Here is a 17,633-nt window from a genome sequence, read left to right on the forward strand (position 1 = left end):
CAGGTGCGCCAGCCGCGCCCCCAGCGCCACCAGGCCCAGACCCGCGATGCCGCCCAGCATGAACGCCCGGCGGTGGAAGACCCCCTGCCGTTCGTTGACCTCGGCGAAGAAGATGGACGGCTCAGACATCGCCGGCGCCCCTACCGGAATCTCACATCGGCGTCCTCGAACAGGTCGATGAGCCGCTGCGCAAAGGGATAAAGCACGATTGTGGCGACGAATTGCCAGAGCATTGCGACGATGCCGGGCGAAGATCGCGAATCCAGCATGACGAAGAGGTAGCCCGCGACCATGGCCGTCGCCGTGGTCAGCCCGTACCAGGCCCAGAGGATCGCCTGGTTCTGGCCGGCCATCATGCTGCGTCCCGCGAGCGCCACGCCATAGGCGATCAGAAGGCACAGCGCCCACAGGCCCAGCGGTCCGCCCCAGTAGACGTCGAGCAGCAGGCCCAGGAGCAGGATCGCGAAGGGCGCCAGGATCGAAGGCCGGATCACCGCCCAGGCGAAGGCCAGCGCCATGGGGAAGATCGGCTGCGGCAGCTGCAGGTCGAAGGCGCGCAGTGGAATGCCGAACAGGATGGTGGCGACGATCGCCTGCAGCATCGGCACGCCCAGCCAGCGCCACGGCTGCAGGCCGCGCGCCGCGCTCACCCCTGGCCTCCATCGGTCGGCGGGGGTCTCGGCTTGGGCTTGGCCGGCGGCTTCGCCGTCCCGTCAGGCTTGGCGGGCGGCGTCTTTGAGCCGGGCTTGGCCGCCTCGGCCTTCGCATCCGTCGTTTTCGAGGTCCCGGCCTTGGCCGCGTCGGCGGGTTTCTTCTCCGCCGGGGCCTTGGCCGCTGGCGTCTTGGCGGCCTCCGCCTTCGCGCCGTCGCCTCCAGCCAGCTTGGCGGTCGCCGGCTTGTGTGCGGCGTCCTCGGCAGGCTTCGGCTTAGGTGTGGCGACGACGCCGGTCGGGGACGGCGGCTTGGCGGTCGCCGCGGGCCCGGGGACCGCAGCGACGTCGGGCTCAGCGCCGGGCGTCTTCGGCATGCCGGGCCCCGGGGTCGGCGGCGGGGTCGGCGTCTCGTTGAGCTGCTTGAGATTCACCACCTGGGTAAAGTCCTCGAACAGCAGGATGCGGACGAAGTCGATCGGCGCGCGGTCGGAGGCCAGCACCACCCGCCAGCGCCCGTCCAACCCGCGCACCGCCGTGCCCACCGGCAGGCCGCGCGGCACCACCCCGCCGTCGCCGGAGGTCAGCAACCGGTCGCCCTCGCGGATCGGGTCGCGGCCGCGCAGATAGTCGAGCCTGGGATTCGGGCCGCCGTCGCCGGTCAGGATCGCGCGGGCGTTCGTGCGATCAATCATCACCGGCGTGCGCGAGGCGATGTCGGTGAGCAGCAGCACGCGGCTGGCCCCATCGGTGACCCCGATCACCCGGCCGACCAGCCCGTTCTCGCTCATCACCGGATTGCCGACCTTCACCCCGCGCTCGCGCCCGGCGTTGGCCAGGCGGGTGTCGGCGAAGGGCCCGTGGCTGTCGGTCACCACGCGGGCGGCGACCATCGGGACCGGCGGATCGGTCTTCAGGCCCAGCAGGGTGCGGTAGCGGGCGTTCTCGTCGCGCAGCGCGATGGCCACGTCGCGCCACTGGCGCATTTCCTTGAGCTGGGTCTTCAGGTCGGCGTTCTCGGAGGCCGCGCCGAAGTAGTCGCGCACCGTATCGAAGCCTGCGCCGATCCAGCGCCCGGGCGTGGACAGGAAATCACCCACCGGGGCCAGCACCGTGTCGCTCGCCTTGCGCGAGACGCCATAGGCCTCGGCCTTGAAGGTCTCGCGGCGGTCGGAGAGCAGGATGGCGGTCGCCGCCACGACGGCCACGATCAGCGCAATGGCCGCCGCCCAGGTCAGCGGGACCTTCAGTTCACCGAGCGGATTGTCCCTTAAGGACACGTGGGAAGCCTCGTTCGAGCGGTGTTGCGACAGCCCCCGCTGCGCAGCGACTCAATTGCCTCTTAGGCTAACGTGGATTCCAGAACGCCCTTCATCCATTTCGGATGTTCGAGCACCTTGCCGCATCCCAAGGCCACGCAGGAAAGCGGGTCGTCGGCCACGGTCACCGGCAGGCCGGTGTGGTCGCGGATCTCGGCGTCCAGGCCGCGCAGCAGGGCGCCGCCGCCGGTCAGCATGATGCCCTTGTCGGCGATGTCGGAAGCGAGTTCCGGCGGCGTGGCTTCCAGCGCCATCTTCACCGCATCGACGATCTGGCCGACCGGCTCCGACAGGGCGTCCGAGGCCTGCTTTTCGGAGATGCGGACTTCGCGCGGCACGCCCTGCATCAGGTCGCGGCCCTTGACCTCGATGGACAGGCCCTCGCCATCAGCCGGAGCCCGGGCGGTGCCGATCTCCTTCTTGATGCGCTCGGCGGTGGTCTCGCCGATCAGCAGGTTATGGTTGCGGCGCATGTAGGAGATGATCGCCTCGTCCATCTTGTCGCCGCCGACCCGGACCGAGCGCGAATAGACGATGCCTGAGAGCGACAGCACCGCCACCTCGGTGGTGCCGCCGCCGATGTCGACCACCATGGAGCCGGTGGGCTCGTGGATCGGCAGGCCGGCGCCGATCGCCGCGGCCATCGGCTCGTCGATCAGGCCCACGCGGCGGCCGCCGGCGTTCAGGCAGCTGTCGTTGATGGCGCGGCGTTCCACGGCGGTGGCGCCCGACGGCACGCACACGATCACCTTGGGGTTCACGAAGCCCTTGCGGTTGTGAACCTTGCGGATGAAGTACTTGATCATCTCCTCGGCGACTTCGAAGTCGGCGATCACGCCGTCACGCATGGGACGGATGGCTTCCATGTGGCCCGGGGTGCGGCCCAGCATCTGCTTGGCCTCTATGCCCACGGCGTGGACCACCTTGCGGCCGCCCACGTTGCGGAGCGCCACAACCGAGGGCTCGTTCAGCACGATGCCCTTGCCCTTCATGTAGATCAGGGTGTTGGCGGTGCCGAGATCGATGGCGATGTCGTTGGAGATGGCGCCGAAGAGCGAAGAGATCATGGAGGGCCCTGGAGACTGGGGGCTGGAAAAGGGACGGTTTTGCCGACGATGCGAAACGACACCGCGTACGCTCAATCTAGCGTCGAGTCGTTACGAATTACCGGAAGACTGGTCGTTCCCTGCCCTGCCCTCTGGTCGAATTCAAGGCATAAACAGCAGCATGCGCGTTCGGACCGCGCCAGAAGAAGCTCGCGGCGCCGCGCTTCGCCGCAGTGTAGAGTGTTCGCATGTCGGCCAATGGCGATCTGAACGCATCCCTGACGCTGCGCCGCGGCGCCATGGCGCGCGTCGGCCTCGACCGCGTCGCCCTGGTCGAGGCGATCGCCGAGCTCGGCTCGATCAGCGCTGCGGCGACCCGCCTGGGCCTGAGCTACCGCGGGGCCTGGGATGCGGTGCAGGCGCTGAACAACCTCTTCGACGGCCCCGTTATCGAGGCGGCGCCCGGCGGACGGGCCGGCGGCGCGGCCAGCGTCACGCCGCGCGGCCGCGCGGTGGTCGAGGCCTTCCGCCGCGTGCAGACCGAGATCGACGCGGCGCTGGCCAAGCTTGAAAGCGGCCTGGCGGGCGAACCGACCCGCGATCTCTTCTGGAGCCTTGGCATGCGAACCAGCGCCCGCAACGCCCTGAGGGGCACGATCTCCCACGTCACGCCCGGCGAGGTGAACAGCGAGGTCACTTTGCGGCTCGGCGACGGGGTCGACATTACCGCCATCGTCACCCGCCACAGCGTCGAGGACCTGGGGCTCGCGCGCGGCAAGCCCGCCATCGCCCTGATCAAGTCCAGCTTCGTGATCCTCGCCAAGGGCGAGAACCTGCGGACTTCGGCGCGCAACCAGATCGCCGGCGTGGTCTCCAGCCGCGAGGACGGGGCGGTGAACTGCGAGATCGGCCTCAGCATCGGCGGCGGCAAGACCCTGACCGCCACCGTCACCCTGGAGAGCGCGCGCGCCCTGGACCTCAAGGTCGGCGACGCCGTCACGGCCCTAGTGAAGGCGCCGCACGTCATCCTGGCGGTGGAATAGCTGGAGCGGCCTGCCGCAGCGGGCTAGGGCCGGCGCGCCAGCAGGATCGGCAGCTTGGCGTCGGCGTTGGCGGAAACCTGCAGGACATAGCGGCCCGGCTCCAGCGGGAAGTCGACCATCTTGCGCAGGGTCGAGCAGTCCGGGCCGTGGGAATGGGCCGTGGAGACCAGCGGCTTGCCGTCCTTCAGCACGTCGATCCAGGCGCCGGAGCCCAGGGCCACGACATAGGTTCCGGCCTTGTCGATCTTCAGCTCGAACATCCCGCCGTGGCTGACCGCACCGCCGGGCTTCTCCGGCTGGGTCACGAAGCGGACCTGCGGCGTCTGCGGCAGGTCGGCGGTGACCGCCTTGCCGGGCGTCAGCGCCGCCTTGCCGAGGCTCGCGGCGCTGGTCGCGGCGGCGAGCGGCGTCTGCGCCGTCCAGGCGGCGAGGTCAGGCGACAGGGTCTTGTCCATGGCCGCGCAGGAAGCTGCGCTCTTCGCCGGCATCTCCTGCGCCAGACCGATCGCTGCCGGCAGACAGAGCACGCCGGCCATCATCGTCATCGCCACAACGCGCAAAGTCAGCCTCCATCCGTTATGCAGGATGACTGTATATCCCTTGCCTGACCGCCTAGGCCAGGGCCGTCGCGACAACGCCCAACGCCGCGAGCATCCCGCCGGCCAGCTGCCGTGCTGACAGCCGTTCCTTGAACAGCCGGCGTCCCGCCGCCGCCGCGATCGGCGCCTCGATCACGCCGATGGCGCGGACGGGCCCGGCCGGCGCCAGCGCCAGGGCGCCGAACCAGCAGGCCGAGGCCGCGGCGCCGAAGAAGCCCGCGCCAAGCGACGGCCGCCAGGCGCGCGCCACGGCCAGCAGCGACGCGGGCCGCCAGATGGCGAGCGCGACAAGCAACAGGACCGTCTGGATCGCCTGGGCGATGCAGACCGACGCCGTCGCCGAATAGATCGGATGGTGCGGCTCAAGGGCCAGGCCGGCCTGGCGATAGGCGTTCAGGGCCACCGCGAAGGCCGCGCCGGAGCCGAGGCCCAGAAAACTGCCGAGGCCGGCGCCCGCCAGCTGATCGCGCCGCGGCCAGGAGAGGATGGCGAGGCCTGCCGTGGTGACCGCGATGCCGGCCCAGGCTTGCGGATGCAGATGGTCGCCCAGCGCGGCCCAGCCGAACACCGCCGACAGCGGCAGCGAGGCCTGCTGCATCACCGTGGCCACGGCGAACCCCGCGCGCCGCATGGCCACCAGCAGGGCCGCCGTCGCGCCGACCTGGCTGACCGCCCCGAGGCCCACCGCCGCCGCATAGCCGGGGCTGAAATGCGGGCTCGCGCCCGGCGTCGCAAGCGCTGCCGCGCCGAAGATCGCCAGCGAGAACGGCAGGCCGAACAGGAACCGCACCAGGGTCGCGCCCCACGGGCCCGCGTCGCCCACCAGCCCGCGCTGCAGCGCATTGCGCGCCACCTGCAGCGGCGCCGCCGCGGCTGTGAGAAGGATCCAAAGCATTGAAGCACCCGCTCATCCCCGCGCAGGCGGGGATCCAAGCTGAATCAGAACCAGCCGGTAGGCCAAATGGATTCCCGCCTTCGCGGGAATGAGCGGAGGGTCAGAACCCAGACGCGATCGCGCCGGGGTCGGTCTTTTCCTTGCGCGCCGTGAGGTTGTTGAGCGCGTTGATGTAGGCCTTGGCCGAGGCCGTGAGCGTGTCGGTGTCCGCCGCCTGGCCGGTGGCGATGCGGCCATCCTCTTCAAGCCGGACCGAGACCTGGGCCTGGGCGTCGGTGCCCTCGGTCACCGCGTGCACCTGGAAGAGCCGCAGCACGGCCTCGTGCGGGGCGACCTTGTGGATGGCGTTGAACACCGCATCGACTGGACCGTCGCCGGTGGCGTTGGCCGATTTCTCCTCGCCCTCGATGGTCACCGTCAGGAAGGCCTCCTGCGGCCCCTCGGTGCCGGCGATGACCCGCAGGTTCTTCACCTGGATGCGGTCGGCGCCCGAGGCGAGCGCATCGTCCACCAGGGCGATGATGTCGTCGTCGAAGACGTGCTTCTTCTTGTCCGCCAGGTCCTTGAACCGCTGGAAAGCCTCGTTCAGGGCATTCTGGCCGAGCTCGTAGCCCAGCTCCTTCAGCTTCTCGCGGAAGCCCGCCCGGCCGGCGTGCTTGCCCATCACCAGGTTCGACGCGCCCTGCCCCACGGTCTCGGGGCTCATGATCTCATAGGTGCCGCGGTCCTTCAGCATCCCGTCCTGGTGGATGCCGCTCTCGTGGGCGAAGGCGTTCTTGCCGACGATCGCCTTGTTGAACTGCACCGGAAAGCCGGTGATCGCCGAGACGTAGCGGCTGGCGCGGGTGATGTGCTGGGTCTCGACGCCGGTGTGGAAGGGCAACGCGTCGCCCCGCACCTTCAGCGCCATGACGATCTCTTCGAGCGCCGCGTTGCCGGCCCGCTCGCCGATGCCGTTGATCGCCACTTCCACCTGGCGCGCGCCGCCCTGGACGCCGGCCAGGGAATTGGCGACCGCCAGGCCCAGGTCATTGTGGCAGTGAGTGGACAGGATCACCTTATCGGCGCCGTCCACATTCTCCAGGATGTCACGGAACATCTCGGCGTATTCGGTCGGATAGCTGTAGCCCACGGTGTCCGGCAGGTTGATCGTGCCGGCGCCGGCCCGGATCGCGGCCTCGACGCAGCGGCGCAGGAAGTCCTGCTCGGTGCGCGTGGCGTCCTGGGCCGACCATTCCACGTCGCCGCACAGGTTCCGGGCATGGCCCACCGACTTGGTGATCATCTCCAGGATGTCTTCCTGGCTGGCGTGCAGGATGTGGTCGCGGTGGCTGGGGCTGGTGGACAGGAAGGTGTGGATGCGGCCGCGCTTGGCGTTCTTGATCGCTTCGGCGCAGCGGTCGATGTCGGCCATGCCGGCGCGGGCCAGGCCGCAGACCGTGCTTTCGGTGACTAGCCCGGCGATCTGGCGGACGGCCTCGAAGTCGCCGTTGGAGGCGATCGGGAATCCAGCCTCGATCACGTCGACGCGCATTTCCTCGAGGATCTTGGCGAGTTCGATCTTCTCTTCCAGCGACATCGACGCGCCGGGCGACTGCTCGCCGTCGCGCATGGTGGTGTCGAAGACGATGACCCGGTCGCGCTCGGAGCGCGGGGCGGCGGCGGATTCAGGTGCGGGAGCGGTCATTTTTGGTCTCTTCGCGGGAGATGGCTGGGGTCGGGCGAGGGAAATCCCCTGAGACGCCCGGCCGCGAAGACGCGCAGCCTAGAGAGGCGCCCAGGGGCGGCTAAGCCCCAGGTCGAGAAGAAGCAGGCTGGCGGAGCGCGTACGCATGGCGAATGCGTCTACCGAAACGGTCTTCGCCGCGCAACCATCTTGCGTCGAATGGGACGTTAAGCCGCTTGTTGAGCAAGAACCTTGCGCACGGCGGGCCGCTCAGCGACGCGGCGGCTGTGGTCGGCAAGCCGCGCGAACTGTTCGGTGTCGACCCCATCGCCGGGCAGCCAGCCGAACAGGGTGAAGAGGTACGCATCGCAAACCGAGAAGGCCTCGCCCAGCACCCAGGGGCCCTGGAACATCTTGTCCTCGATCAGCCGGAAGCAGGCGATCTCGTTCTTCGGCACAGCGGCGGTCATGGCCGCCTGGGCGGCGACGTCGTCGGTCCAGCGGTAGCCGCGGTGTTTGTGGGCGTGGGCGACGTGCACCGTCGAACAGAGATAGGAATTGAAGGCGTGTGCCTGGGCTCGCTCCCAAGCGTCGATCGGAAGCAGCCCCGCCGCAGGGTGCGTCTCGGGGATGTAGGACAGGATCGCCGGCGTCTCGGTCAGCACACCCTGGTCGGTGACCAGGGCCGGCACCCGAGCCTTCGGGTTGATCCGGGCGTACTCGGCCGTGCGCTGGTCGCCGGCCTTGGTGTCCATGACCACGAGTTCGTAGTCGGCGCCGGCTTCTTCCAGGGCGATCAGGGAGGCCAGGGAGCAGGAGCCCCAGGCGTGGAACAGCTTCAGCATCAGGTGTTTCCTAGGTTGGCGGCCAGCGTTGGGCGCCGTGAATCACCCTCAGCACTTCCAACACCTCTGGGTTCACGCGGTAGATCAATATGTATGGCGTGCGCGCAATGACGAATTCCCGCGTCCCATCCGCCTTGCCAGTACGGCCCATCATCGGCTGATCAAGAAGGCCTTTCGCAGCGGATTCCATGCGGGTTCTCATACGGCCCGCCGCGCCGACATTGTCCTCGGCTACACATCGCTGGATCGCGTCAAGGTCGGCGCTGGCCGGCGATGACCATCGCAATCTCAACGATTGCGAGCCCTTGCAACGAGCTCCGCTTGGAGCTTCAAGCCACGCTCCACGACCTCTTCGTGGGATATGAGTTCCCCGCGATCCGCGGCGTCGACGCCTTTCTGCACCTCAGCGCGGAACCAGGCGTCATAGTCCACCTGCCTTTGGATCAGGCCAGAGACGATCGCCTCGATGGGCCGATCCTCGCGAGCGGCCTCGGAGTCCAAGACTTCCGCCTGGGCGTCGGTCAGTTCGACCGTGACATGGCGTGTCATGCGCACCTCATCTGCGCAGAGGTTAGCCGCAGGCGCGTCACTTGTCAGCCGCGGCTTCGCGCCGCCGTAGCCAGGAGCGCGCGGCCAATCCGATCCCCACCCAGGCCGCGGCGATGACCACAAGCCACAGGGCGTCCTTGCCGATCTCGCCGCGAAGCACCCGGAAGATCGAATTGCCGGCGAAGGCGGTGAGCACGATCTTCGGCACGATGCCGACCGCGGTGCCGAGGGTGAAGTCCAGCACCCGCATCGGCGTCACGCCGGCCGCCATATTGACCACGATGAAGGGCGCCGAGGGCACGAGCCGCACGATGAAGCTCGCAAACAGCCCATTCTTGGCCAGCAGGCCCATGAACCGCGCCACGCCCGGCCCGGAAAACCGCTCCAGCGTCTTCGCCCCGGCCGCACGGCCCAGGTAGAAGCCCACCAGCGACGACGACATGGTGCCGATCCAGCTGTAGAGGCAGCCGGTCATCGGCCCGAAGGCCACCACCGCCGCGGCGATCAGCATGATCTGCGGCACGCCCACGAAGGCCAGCACCGCAAACGCCAGCACCGCCACCGGCAGCGACCAGGGCCCCGACGCGGCCTTCATCCAGGCCTGGACCGTCGCCGCGCCGTTGAAGCCCAGCGCCTGCGCCCCGAACACGAAGACCAGGCCGACGCCGCCCAACAGCACAAACGAGACCAGCAGCGTCCGCCACGCCTGGGCGTCCATGTTCGACAGGACCTGGAAGAGGCGGCGCATCAGGGCCCTGAGGTCGCCGAGAACGCCCATGGGGTCAAGCCGCGCGCCCAAACGCCGGGTTCACCGGGACGGCGGCTTAGGCTACATCCCGGCTCGTTCCGTCAACTCGAACCCCTTGGGAGCCTTACCCCGCCATGTCGCTCGAATCCGCCGCCCTCAGCCGCGTGAAGCCGTCCGCCACCCTGGCGGCCGACCAGAAAGGGCGCGAGCTGAAAGCGGCCGGCCGCGACATCATCAGCCTGGCCGCCGGCGAGCCCGACTTCGACACGCCGGACAACATCAAGGAAGCGGCCATCAAGGCCATCCGCGACGGCAAGACCAAGTACACCACCGTGGACGGCATCGTGGAGCTGAAGGAAGCCATCGTCGGCAAGTTCGCCCGCGAAAACGGCCTGACCTACAAGGCCTCCCAGGTGAACGTCTCGCCCGGCGGCAAGCCGGTGATTTGGAACGCTATGATCTCGACGCTGAACCCCGGCGACGAGGTGGTGATCCCGACGCCCTACTGGGTCAGCTACTGGGACATCGTGATGCTCGCGGGCGGCCAGCCTGTGGCCGCGCCGACCAGCGCCGAAACCGGCTTCAAGCTGTCGCCCGAGAGCCTCGAAGCGGCGATCACGCCCAAGACCCGCTGGCTGCTGCTCAACTCGCCGTCCAACCCGTCGGGCGCCGCCTACACCCGCGCCGAGCTGAAGGCCCTGGCCGAGGTGCTGCTGCGCCACCCGCAGGTCTGGATCCTCACCGACGACATGTACGAGCACCTGGTGTTCGGCGGCTTTGAGTTCACCACCATCGCCCAGGTCGAGCCCGCGCTCTACGACCGCACCTTGACCATGAACGGGGTCTCCAAGGCCTACGCAATGACCGGCTGGCGGATCGGCTACGCCGCCGGGCCCGAGCCGCTGATCAAGCTGATGGCCAAGGTGATGAGCCAGACGACCTCCAACCCCTCGTCGATCTCGCAGTGGGCGGCGGTCGAGGCGCTGAACGGGCCGCAGGACTTCATCGCCCCCAACGCCAAGCTGTTCGAACAGCGCCGCGACCTGGTGGTCTCGATGCTGAACCAGGCGCGCGGCATCAAGTGCCCGACGCCGGAAGGCGCCTTCTACGTCTATCCCTCGGTGGCCGAGCTGATCGGCAAGACCGCGCCCTCAGGCAAGGTCATCGGCGACGACGCCGACTTCGCCGTAGAACTGTTGGAGAGCGAAGGCGTCTCGGTGGTGTTCGGCGCGGCCTTCGGCCTCTCGCCGCACTTCCGCATCAGCTACGCGACCTCGAACGCCCAGCTGGAAGACGCCTGCAGCCGCATCCAACGCTTCTGCGCCGCGGTGAAGTGACCGCGAAGCGAGTCATCCCGGACGGCCCGCACGGGCCGATCCGGGATCCAGCCAGACCTCACGGCTTCAGACCGGGGTTCCAGGCCGGGACGAAGTCGCTGTTCAGCAGCCAGGTCACCGGCGCCACCATCGAGCCGATCACCTGATCCATCAGGTTCAGGTCGACATGCGCCAGGTCGTCGCTGGGGTCGTGATAGGTCGGCGGGATCGGCCAGGCGCTGATCGTCTGGGCGACCACGCCCTGCAGGGCCAGCTGGTAGTTGTCGGAGCGGGTGAAGAAGTTCTGCTCCGGATAGGGATCGGGCACGATCCGCGCGCCGTGCGCCGCCAGGGTCGGGCCGAGGTTCGACCGCTCCCACCCGGTCAGCATCAGGAAGCCGGGATGCTTCGGGTCGTCGACCCCGATCATCTCGAACTCGAGGTTGGCGGCCAGATCGCTGGTCGCCATCGGCGGATGCGCCAGGAAGGCCTGGGCGGCGAGACCGCCCTCTTCCTCGCAGCCGAACAGGGCGAAATAGGCGGTCCGACGCGGCTTGCCGCCGAGCCCCAGGATGCGGGCGAACTCCAGCACCGCCGCCGTGCCCGAGGCGTCGTCATTGGCGCCGTGGAAAATCACGCCATTGCGCACGCCCAGGTGATCGTAGTGCGCGCTCAGCAGGACGGCGTGGCGATCCGCGTCCGGCGCGGTGCCGTGGAGCACGCCGATCACCGCATAGGTGGTCCGCTCCCGCGGCGGCCCTTGCGGGGCGTCGAGGCGCGCTTCGCCGGGCTCCAGTTTGCGCAGGGCGGCCATGGCGTCGGCCTTGGCGAAGATAGTGACGCCCGTTGGACGCCCGGCGCGGCGCTCGACGCCGGCGATCTGGGTGCGGCCGGGCGGTCGGGTGGAGAGGTCATCCCAATGGGTCAGGATCACGTCGCTGGCCGGCGCGATGACGGCTGCCGCGCCCGCGCGCAGCAGCTCCTGCACGCCGGGCGCATCATAGATCGGGCTGTCGTAGATCACGATCTTGCCCTTCACCGCCTCGGGCGAGGCATGGGCGTCGCTCAGTCGGATGAAAGGGGCCTGAAGCGACGGCGGCGGCTGCATGGCGGCCATGTCGCGGCCCTGCAGGAGCGCCACCTGCTGGGCGCCCGAGGTGAACTGCAGGGTCGGCGGCGAGGCGGCGGTCGGCGTCGACAGCTGCACGGGTTGCAGATAGCCGTCCGTCCCGGCGGCCGGCGCGACGCCATAGCGCTTCAGGGTGTCGGCGACGAAGCGCGCCGCGACGTGCTCATCCTCGGTGCCGCAGCCCCGGCCGCGCAACTCATCGCCCGCCAGCCGCTCCATGTTGGCCTTGACGCACTGGGCGCAGACCACCGGCTTGGCGGCCTCCAACGGCAGCGGCGCAGCCACCAGGGCGGCCGCCGCCAGGGCGCCCGCGAGCAGGACTGGATGTTTCACCGTCTCTCCCGATCAGACCGCGAGCGACGGCGTCGCCCCATACCGCCGGCAAGGTGGCATGGGGCTGGGCGCTTCGACTAGTGCTTGGTGCGCCAGGCGGCCTTGGCGGCGTCCTTGGTCAGGTTCAGGCGCAGGGTGTCGTCGTCGATCATCTCGACCCAGGTGATCGGGATCATGTGGTGTCTGAGGCCCGCGGCGATATCCAGCTTGGTCAGCTCGATCTCATCGCCCATCACCTTGTCGACCCGGCCGACGTGGCCGCCGTCGGAGCCCACCACATCCATATGTTCGCGAATCTGCGCAGCTTGAATCATTGTCAGTCTCCTGAGCGGTTGAGACTTGGGAAACCCGGAAGACCGTGGGAAGTTTCGCCGATGGTCGAGCCGATCAATCTCAACAAGGTGCGCAAGGCGCGCGCCAAGGCGGACGCCCAGGCCAGGGCCGCTCAGAACCGCGGCCTGTTCGGCATCGCCAAGCCGACAAAGCTCGCCGCCCAGCTGGAAGCCGAGCGCAAACGTCGCGAGCTGGAAGCCAAGAAGCGCGAGGACTAGGATTCTCGATTCCGCTCATCCCGGCGAAGGCCGGGACCCAGATGGAATAGCTCAGTTGCGGGCTCGAAAGGCTCAGCGGCAAACCGGCCCACATCGACGCTTTGCGATCTGGGTCCCGGCCTTCGCCGGGATGAGCGGTCCCGCTAGCTAGGCCGCCTTGGGCAGTGACTGATCCCGCGCCTCGGCCGGGATCGAGTCATAGATGGTCGGCGGCGTGATGCCGAGGCGGCGGCGGGCGGCCTCCAGCGGTTCGGCCATCAGGGTTTCGTAGTCCTCGCCTAGCAGCCACTTGGCGGCCTTGCCGCGCTGGTAGCCCTGCCAGATCGCCTTCACATAGGGATAGGTCCGGGCCTTTCTGGCCCGCGAGGCCGCGCCCAGGCCGATCACCGCCCAGCCGAGCCCCTTGGTCTGGGCGTAGGAGAAGGCCACCAGGCACGCCTCCCCCAGGCCGTCGCGGTGATAGCCGGAAAGGATGTGCCAGATGTCGTGCACGTCGCGGGTGCGCCGGCCCATCCAGGCGTAGGGATGCTGTTCGTCCACGTGGGCCGCGCCCTGACGGCTGATCTCGGCCAGCCCCTCGGCGGATAGCTGTTCTTCGCGGATGAAGCTGCGGTAGGCAGCGCCGACGCTGCCGTCCGGCATGGCGTCGAGCCAGGCGTCGTCCATCAGCCGCTCGGCGAACTCCTGGCGCTGGAAAGCGATCCGCCCGCCCTCGCGGGTCTCCAGCAGCTTCATGTAGCCTTTGGCGGTCGAGGTCCCGTTCAGCGCCCGCATGATTTCGAACACCGCGGTCGTGTCTTCCTTGTCGTCCAGCAGACGGCGAAGCGAGCGCAGCGCATGGCCCCAGTCCATCTTCGGCGACACGGCGCGGAAGGCGGGACGCTCGGCGGTGTCGACCATGGCCATCGGCTTGTCCTCGATCAGTCTGCCGCCTGAAGATGACGCCGCCGTCAACTTAATGCAAGCGAAAGATGACACCCCCGTCAACTTTATCCGCGGCGTTTGCGCCGGCTCGCGAACCGGCGGATGTATCGAACCATGGCGACCTTAAGAAAGCGCTCCGTCCAGCTGTCCGGCCACGCCACCTCGATCGCGCTGGAGCCGGAGTTCTGGGCCGTGCTCGACACCATGGCCCAGGCGGAAGCCTTAAGCCTCGCCGCCCTGATCGGCCGCATCGACGACGCCCGCGCCGGCCGTCCCCTCGCCTCGGCCTGCCGTCTGGCGGCGCTGGCCTTTGCTCAAGCCCGGCCGCGCTGAACCGAGCGGCGGCAGCAGCCGCTTCAGCAGAGGCCGCGACGTGCTAAAGGGGAAACGATGTTCGCCCCTCCGCCGCCCGACGTCGAGGCCCATCCGCCCGCCATCGCCGCCGAGCAGCAGGCCGATTTCGACTGTCTGCGAATCGCCACCGTGCTGGGCAAGCCGGCCGGGGACGGCGGTGTCAGCCCCTGGGGCGCGCGACTGTTCCGCGCCTATCTGCACCGTCTGGAGCACGCCGACCCCAACCGCGACTGGGTGGCCACGGCCAGGGCGGTCGGCCCGCCGATGAGCTACGGCTGGTTCCTTCAGACCCTGGAGACCTGCACCACGCCGCTCCGCTCCCGGACCATCGTCCGCCCGACCCAGGCCGCTCCGCCCGCCGCGCCGCAGCCGACCGGCAGCTAGAACACACCGCGAACGCGCGGGCGCCCAAATGGCGACCGGCGTGCTAGACGACGTCCAATGTCCGCGCCCGACTCTCCCCTCGACCCGCCTGCGCCCCGCGTCAGCGACCTGGCCCGCGCCGATCATCGGCCCGCGGACTATCTCGACGGCCTGAATCCCGAACAGCGCGCCGCCGTCGAGGCGACCGAGGGGCCAGTGCTGGTGCTGGCCGGCGCCGGCACGGGCAAGACCCGGGTGCTGACCACGCGGCTGGCGCACATTCTGGCCACCGGCAAGGCGCGGCCGTGGGAGATCCTGGCGGTCACCTTCACCAACAAGGCCGCGCGCGAGATGCGCGAGCGGATCACCCACATCATCGGCCCGCAGGCCGAGGGGCTGCGCTGGCTCGGCACCTTCCACTCCGTCGCCGCCCAGATCCTGCGCCGCCACGCCGATCTGGTGGGGCTGAAGTCCAACTACACCATTATCGACCAGGACGACGGCGAACGACTGATCAAGCAGGTGCTGGAGGCCGAGAACGTCGACTCCAAGCGCTGGCCGCCGAAGATGCTGGCCGGGCTGATCGACCATTGGAAGAACCGCGGCTGGCGCCCTGACCAGGTGCCGCCGGCCGAGAGCGGGCATTTCGCGAACGGCAAGGGCCAGGCGATGTACCGCCTCTATCAGGAGCGCCTGAAGGTCCTGAACGCCTGCGACTTCGGCGACCTGCTACTGCACAACCTGACGATCTTCACGACCAATCCGGACGTGCTGGCCGAGTTCCACGACCGCTTCCGCTATCTGCTGGTCGACGAGTACCAGGACACCAACGTCGCCCAGTACCTGTGGCTGCGCCTGCTGGCCCAGAAGCGGCAGAACGTCTGCTGCGTGGGCGACGACGACCAGTCGATCTATGGCTGGCGAGGCGCCGAGGTCGACAACATCCTGCGCTTCGAGCGCGACTTCCCAGGCGCCAAGGTGATCCGCCTGGAGCGCAACTACCGCTCCACCAGCCACATCCTTGCCGCGGCGTCGGGCCTGATCGCCGCCAACAAGAGCCGGCTCGGCAAGACGCTTTGGACCGAGGCCGAGGGCGGCGAGAAGGTCGTGGTCCGCGGCGTCTGGGACGGCGAGGCCGAGAGCCGGCTGATCGCCGACGAGATCGAGCGCGCCCACAAGGGATCGACGGACAGGAAGCCGCGCCGGTTCCGCGACATGGCGATCCTGGTCCGCGCCTCCTTCCAGATGCGCGCCTTCGAAGAGCGGTTCGTGCTCCTGCAGATCCCCTACACCGTGGTCGGCGGTCCCCGGTTCTTCGAGCGGGCCGAGATCCGCGACGCCCACGCCTATCTGCGGCTGATCCAGTCGCCCGACGACGACCTGGCCTTCGAGCGGATCGTCAACGTCCCCAAACGCGGCATCGGCGACACGACCGTCCAGAAGCTCTTGCAGGTCGCTCGGCTCGGCGGCGTGCCGGCAGTGATCGCCGCGCGGCAACTCGTGCTGACCGATGAGCTGGCGGCGCGCACGCGAACCTCGCTGGCGAACTTCCTGCGCGACCTCGACCGCTGGCGCGCCGAGGCCGAGCGCACGGCCCATCCGCGGCTCATGGAGGCCGTGCTGGAGGAGAGCGGCTACACCGACGCCCTTCGCCTCGACAAAAGCCCCACCGCCCAGACCCGGCTGGAGAACCTGAAGGAGCTCGTCCAATCGATGGGCAACTTCGAGACGCTCGAGGCCTATCTCGAGCACGTCTCCCTGGTGATGGACCTCGACCGCGGCCCGCAGGCGGATGCGGTGCAGATCATGACCCTGCACTCGGCCAAGGGGCTGGAGTTCCCGCTGGTCTTCCTGCCCGGTTGGGAGGAAGGCGTCTTCCCGTCCCAACGCAGCATGGACGAGAAGGGCGAGAAGGGCCTCGAGGAGGAGCGCCGCCTGGCCTACGTGGGCATCACCCGGGCCCGCGAGGAAGCGCGCGTCTCCTTCGCCGCCAACCGCCAAGTCTATGGCCGCTGGACCAGTCAGCTACCCAGTCGCTTCGTCGACGAGCTGCCGCTCGAAAACGTCGAGGCCTCCTCGGAGACCGGCTATTACGGCGGCGGCCCCGGCATGCAGCAGCACGGCTCCCGCTGGGATGAGACGCCCTCGTTCGGCGGTGGCTATTCCTCGCCTGGTTGGCGACGCGCCCAGGCCGCCGGCTACAAGGGCAGCCATCCGGGCCGGCAACAGGTCATCGAGGGCGAAGGCCGGCTGGTCGCCACCTCCGCGGAAAGCGCCGCCAGCGACTACAAGCGCGGCGACCGGGTCTTCCACCAGAAGTTCGGCTACGGCGCGGTGACGGCGGTCGAGGGCAACAAGCTCACCGTCGCCTTCGAAAAGGCCGGCGAAAAGAAGGTCATCGACAGCTTCGTGGATAAGGGCTGAGGTTCCAGATTCCGATTTTAGTTCCGCTCATCCCGGCGATGTCGCGGATTGGCGGCGTCGTAGACCGCGGCCAAGTAAGGGTCGGTGAAGTAGCGGTCGGCCATGGCTTCCGTTAGCCGAACTGGCGGAAGTCCGCGATGGGTGGAGCCTGTGTGAAAAGGCCGAAGCAGTTTAGATTCCTGACCATCGACTTCGGAGGGCGGGATGAAGCGCTTTGTCGAGGGGGAGGACCGGCGTCAGGGCACGCTGCTCCCGGAATTCCTTGAGGACTACGTCTCCGAGGAGAACCCAGTCCGGGTGATCGACGTCTTCGTCGACGAGCTGGATCTGAAGGCGCTGGGCTTTGACGGCGTCGTGCCGGAGGTGACCGGCCGGCCGAGCTACCACCCGGGCCTGCTGCTGAAGATCTACGTCTACGGCTACATCAACCAGATCGCCTCGACCCGGAAGCTGGAGCGCGAGGCGCAGCGCAACGTCGAGATGATGTGGCTGACTGAGCGGCTGGCTCCGGACTTCAAGACCATCGCCGACTTCCGGCGCGACAACGGTCCGGCGATCCGGGCTGCTTGCCGCCAGTTCATCGCGCTGTGCCGTCAGCTGGAGCTGTTCACCCACGCGGTGGCGGCGATCGACGGCAGCAAATTCAAGGCGGTGAACACCCGCGACAAGAACTTCACCCGCGCCTCGATCCAGCGGCGGATGGAGCAGGTGGAGGCCAGCATCGCGCGCTACATGGCCGCGCTGGAGACCGCCGACCGGCATGACGGCGAGATCTCCGAGGCCAAGGCGGTGCGGCTGAAGGAGAAGATCGCGGCGCTGCGCGAGCAGATGAAGGACTTCCAGGCTCTGGAGGTCCAGGTGCATGCCGCGCCCGACCAG

20 protein-coding genes and 1 pseudogene are annotated in these 17,633 nt (G+C 68.7%); 7 read left to right on the forward strand and 14 right to left on the reverse strand.

Features of this window, described 5'->3' with window-relative positions; all coding sequences use genetic code 11:
• The 4 genes and pseudogenes from VHS75_RS12895 to VHS75_RS12910 form a co-directional block, all read right to left on the reverse strand.
• A partial coding sequence (locus VHS75_RS12895; RefSeq protein ID WP_329639040.1) for a hypothetical protein occupies nt 1–129 on the reverse strand: 129 nt, incomplete at its 3' end.
• An 11-nt stretch (nt 130–140) separates the two neighbouring features.
• Nucleotides 141–650, reverse strand: coding sequence for a hypothetical protein (locus VHS75_RS12900; RefSeq protein ID WP_329639022.1), 510 nt, complete (start codon nt 648–650; stop codon nt 141–143).
• A 203-nt stretch (nt 651–853) separates the two neighbouring features.
• Nucleotides 854–1,930 (reverse strand): annotated as a pseudogene (mreC, locus tag VHS75_RS12905) (rod shape-determining protein MreC); the annotation flags it as partial.
• 62 nt (nt 1,931–1,992) lie between these two features.
• The gene (locus VHS75_RS12910) at nt 1,993–3,036 is read right to left on the reverse strand and encodes a rod shape-determining protein (protein WP_012522835.1); all 1,044 of its coding nucleotides are present in this window, start codon (nt 3,034–3,036) and stop codon (nt 1,993–1,995) included.
• Nucleotides 3,037–3,263: 227 nt separating this feature from the next.
• On the opposite strand from VHS75_RS12910, the gene VHS75_RS12915 reads away from it, so the two are divergent.
• Nucleotides 3,264–4,058 (forward strand): TOBE domain-containing protein, encoded by a 795-nt coding sequence (locus VHS75_RS12915; RefSeq protein ID WP_329639024.1) that lies wholly within the window; start codon nt 3,264–3,266, stop codon nt 4,056–4,058.
• Between the two features lie 23 nt (nt 4,059–4,081).
• On the opposite strand, the gene VHS75_RS12920 is transcribed toward VHS75_RS12915, so the two are convergent.
• The 7 genes from VHS75_RS12920 to VHS75_RS12950 form a co-directional block, all read right to left on the reverse strand.
• Complete coding sequence (locus tag VHS75_RS12920) at nt 4,082–4,618, reverse strand: homogentisate 1,2-dioxygenase (protein WP_329639025.1); 537 nt, start codon at nt 4,616–4,618, stop codon at nt 4,082–4,084.
• A gap of 52 nt (nt 4,619–4,670) precedes the next feature.
• Nucleotides 4,671–5,552: a DMT family transporter gene (locus VHS75_RS12925; protein WP_329639026.1), complete on the reverse strand. Its 882-nt coding sequence runs from the start codon at nt 5,550–5,552 to the stop codon at nt 4,671–4,673.
• A 100-nt stretch (nt 5,553–5,652) separates the two neighbouring features.
• Complete coding sequence (locus tag VHS75_RS12930) at nt 5,653–7,239, reverse strand: 2-isopropylmalate synthase (protein ID WP_329639027.1); 1,587 nt, start codon at nt 7,237–7,239, stop codon at nt 5,653–5,655.
• 206 nt (nt 7,240–7,445) lie between these two features.
• Entirely contained in the window at nt 7,446–8,063 is a 618-nt protein-coding gene (locus VHS75_RS12935; protein ID WP_329639028.1) for a glutathione S-transferase family protein, read from the reverse strand.
• 10 nt (nt 8,064–8,073) lie between these two features.
• On the reverse strand, nt 8,074–8,355 hold the full coding sequence (locus tag VHS75_RS12940) for a type II toxin-antitoxin system RelE/ParE family toxin (RefSeq protein ID WP_329639029.1): 282 nt from the start codon (nt 8,353–8,355) through the stop codon (nt 8,074–8,076).
• The gene (locus tag VHS75_RS12945; protein ID WP_329639030.1) at nt 8,352–8,612 is read right to left on the reverse strand and encodes a hypothetical protein; all 261 of its coding nucleotides are present in this window, start codon (nt 8,610–8,612) and stop codon (nt 8,352–8,354) included. The genes VHS75_RS12940 and VHS75_RS12945 overlap by 4 nt, the downstream gene beginning before the upstream one ends.
• Before the next feature lie 37 nt (nt 8,613–8,649).
• Nucleotides 8,650–9,390, reverse strand: a complete 741-nt coding sequence (locus VHS75_RS12950) for a TVP38/TMEM64 family protein (protein ID WP_414694307.1) — start codon at nt 9,388–9,390, stop codon at nt 8,650–8,652.
• Nucleotides 9,391–9,494: 104 nt separating this feature from the next.
• On the opposite strand from VHS75_RS12950, the gene VHS75_RS12955 reads away from it, so the two are divergent.
• The gene (locus VHS75_RS12955; protein WP_329639031.1) at nt 9,495–10,697 is read left to right on the forward strand and encodes a pyridoxal phosphate-dependent aminotransferase; all 1,203 of its coding nucleotides are present in this window, start codon (nt 9,495–9,497) and stop codon (nt 10,695–10,697) included.
• Between the two features lie 58 nt (nt 10,698–10,755).
• Here VHS75_RS12955 and VHS75_RS12960 read toward each other — a convergent pair whose 3' ends face one another.
• Nucleotides 10,756–12,138, reverse strand: coding sequence for a M28 family metallopeptidase (locus VHS75_RS12960; protein ID WP_329639032.1), 1,383 nt, complete (start codon nt 12,136–12,138; stop codon nt 10,756–10,758).
• Nucleotides 12,139–12,215: 77 nt separating this feature from the next.
• Complete coding sequence (locus tag VHS75_RS12965) at nt 12,216–12,452, reverse strand: DUF2171 domain-containing protein (RefSeq protein ID WP_329639033.1); 237 nt, start codon at nt 12,450–12,452, stop codon at nt 12,216–12,218.
• Nucleotides 12,453–12,512: 60 nt separating this feature from the next.
• On the opposite strand from VHS75_RS12965, the gene VHS75_RS12970 reads away from it, so the two are divergent.
• Entirely contained in the window at nt 12,513–12,689 is a 177-nt protein-coding gene (locus tag VHS75_RS12970; protein ID WP_329639034.1) for a DUF4169 family protein, read from the forward strand.
• A gap of 147 nt (nt 12,690–12,836) precedes the next feature.
• Here VHS75_RS12970 and VHS75_RS12975 read toward each other — a convergent pair whose 3' ends face one another.
• Entirely contained in the window at nt 12,837–13,595 is a 759-nt protein-coding gene (locus tag VHS75_RS12975) for a Coq4 family protein (RefSeq protein ID WP_329639035.1), read from the reverse strand.
• Nucleotides 13,596–13,727: 132 nt separating this feature from the next.
• On the opposite strand from VHS75_RS12975, the gene VHS75_RS12980 reads away from it, so the two are divergent.
• From VHS75_RS12980 to VHS75_RS12995, 4 genes are all read left to right on the forward strand, one after another.
• The gene (locus VHS75_RS12980) at nt 13,728–13,946 is read left to right on the forward strand and encodes a ribbon-helix-helix domain-containing protein (protein ID WP_329639036.1); all 219 of its coding nucleotides are present in this window, start codon (nt 13,728–13,730) and stop codon (nt 13,944–13,946) included.
• 57 nt (nt 13,947–14,003) lie between these two features.
• Entirely contained in the window at nt 14,004–14,351 is a 348-nt protein-coding gene (locus VHS75_RS12985; RefSeq protein WP_329639037.1) for a hypothetical protein, read from the forward strand.
• A 57-nt stretch (nt 14,352–14,408) separates the two neighbouring features.
• Entirely contained in the window at nt 14,409–16,754 is a 2,346-nt protein-coding gene (locus VHS75_RS12990; RefSeq protein ID WP_329639038.1) for an ATP-dependent helicase, read from the forward strand.
• Between the two features lie 204 nt (nt 16,755–16,958).
• Nucleotides 16,959–17,633 (forward strand): transposase (locus tag VHS75_RS12995; protein WP_329639039.1); only part of this gene is annotated, 675 nt, incomplete at its 3' end.

Origin of the sequence: Phenylobacterium sp., from assembly GCF_036264965.1 — a bacterium.
GTDB lineage: Bacteria > Pseudomonadota > Alphaproteobacteria > Caulobacterales > Caulobacteraceae > Phenylobacterium.